We start from the raw sequence: 1,748 nt of genomic DNA on the forward strand, positions 1-1,748 counted from the left end.
TATCAGACAATCTGTGTGGACACTGCGCGGGAAGGTATCTTCAGGTAAGGAGGTGATCCAACCGCAGGTTCCCCTACGGTTACCTTGTTACGACTTCACCCCAGTCATGAATCACAAAGTGGTAAGCGCCCTCCCGAAGGTTAAGCTACCTACTTCTTTTGCAACCCACTCCCATGGTGTGACGGGCGGTGTGTACAAGGCCCGGGAACGTATTCACCGTGGCATTCTGATCCACGATTACTAGCGATTCCGACTTCACGGAGTCGAGTTGCAGACTCCGATCCGGACTACGACGCACTTTGTGAGGTCCGCTTGCTCTCGCGAGGTCGCTTCTCTTTGTATGCGCCATTGTAGCACGTGTGTAGCCCTACTCGTAAGGGCCATGATGACTTGACGTCATCCCCACCTTCCTCCGGTTTATCACCGGCAGTCTCCTTTGAGTTCCCGACCGAATCGCTGGCAACAAAGGATAAGGGTTGCGCTCGTTGCGGGACTTAACCCAACATTTCACAACACGAGCTGACGACAGCCATGCAGCACCTGTCTCAGCGTTCCCGAAGGCACCAAGGCATCTCTGCCAAGTTCGCTGGATGTCAAGAGTAGGTAAGGTTCTTCGCGTTGCATCGAATTAAACCACATGCTCCACCGCTTGTGCGGGCCCCCGTCAATTCATTTGAGTTTTAACCTTGCGGCCGTACTCCCCAGGCGGTCGACTTAACGCGTTAGCTCCGGAAGCCACTCCTCAAGGGAACAACCTCCAAGTCGACATCGTTTACGGCGTGGACTACCAGGGTATCTAATCCTGTTTGCTCCCCACGCTTTCGCACCTGAGCGTCAGTCTTCGTCCAGGGGGCCGCCTTCGCCACCGGTATTCCTCCAGATCTCTACGCATTTCACCGCTACACCTGGAATTCTACCCCCCTCTACGAGACTCAAGCCTGCCAGTTTCAAATGCAGTTCCCAGGTTAAGCCCGGGGATTTCACATCTGACTTAACAGACCGCCTGCGTGCGCTTTACGCCCAGTAATTCCGATTAACGCTTGCACCCTCCGTATTACCGCGGCTGCTGGCACGGAGTTAGCCGGTGCTTCTTCTGCGGGTAACGTCAATCGACGCGGTTATTAACCGCATCGCCTTCCTCCCCGCTGAAAGTACTTTACAACCCGAGGCCTTCTTCATACACGCGGCATGGCTGCATCAGGCTTGCGCCCATTGTGCAATATTCCCCACTGCTGCCTCCCGTAGGAGTCTGGACCGTGTCTCAGTTCCAGTGTGGCTGGTCATCCTCTCAGACCAGCTAGGGATCGTCGCCTAGGTGGGCCATTACCCCGCCTACTAGCTAATCCCATCTGGGTTCATCCGATAGTGAGAGGCCCGAAGGTCCCCCTCTTTGGTCTTGCGACGTTATGCGGTATTAGCCACCGTTTCCAGTGGTTATCCCCCTCTATCGGGCAGATCCCCAGACATTACTCACCCGTCCGCCACTCGTCACCCAGGGAGCAAGCTCCCCTGTGCTACCGTCCGACTTGCATGTGTTAGGCCTGCCGCCAGCGTTCAATCTGAGCCATGATCAAACTCTTCAATTTAAGTTTGATTTGCTTAAACACGTTAAGCGGTGCTCATCTGTAAAACGTCATAATGAATTTCATTATGTGTTCACTCGTGAGACTTGATATTTTTTACGTCCGGAGACGCTGATATCAATCCTGCGAGTGCCCACACAGATTGTCTGATAAATTGTTAAAGAG

General features: G+C 53.8%; 1 rRNA gene. It reads right to left on the bottom strand.

Annotated features, from left to right (window positions below):
• Positions 1 to 45: 45 nt before the first annotated feature.
• A 16S ribosomal RNA gene (locus HA41_RS19385) occupies positions 46 to 1,586 on the bottom strand.
• Positions 1,587 to 1,748 lie beyond the last annotated feature (162 nt).

Source organism: Pantoea conspicua (assembly GCF_002095315.1).
GTDB lineage: Bacteria > Pseudomonadota > Gammaproteobacteria > Enterobacterales > Enterobacteriaceae > Pantoea > Pantoea conspicua.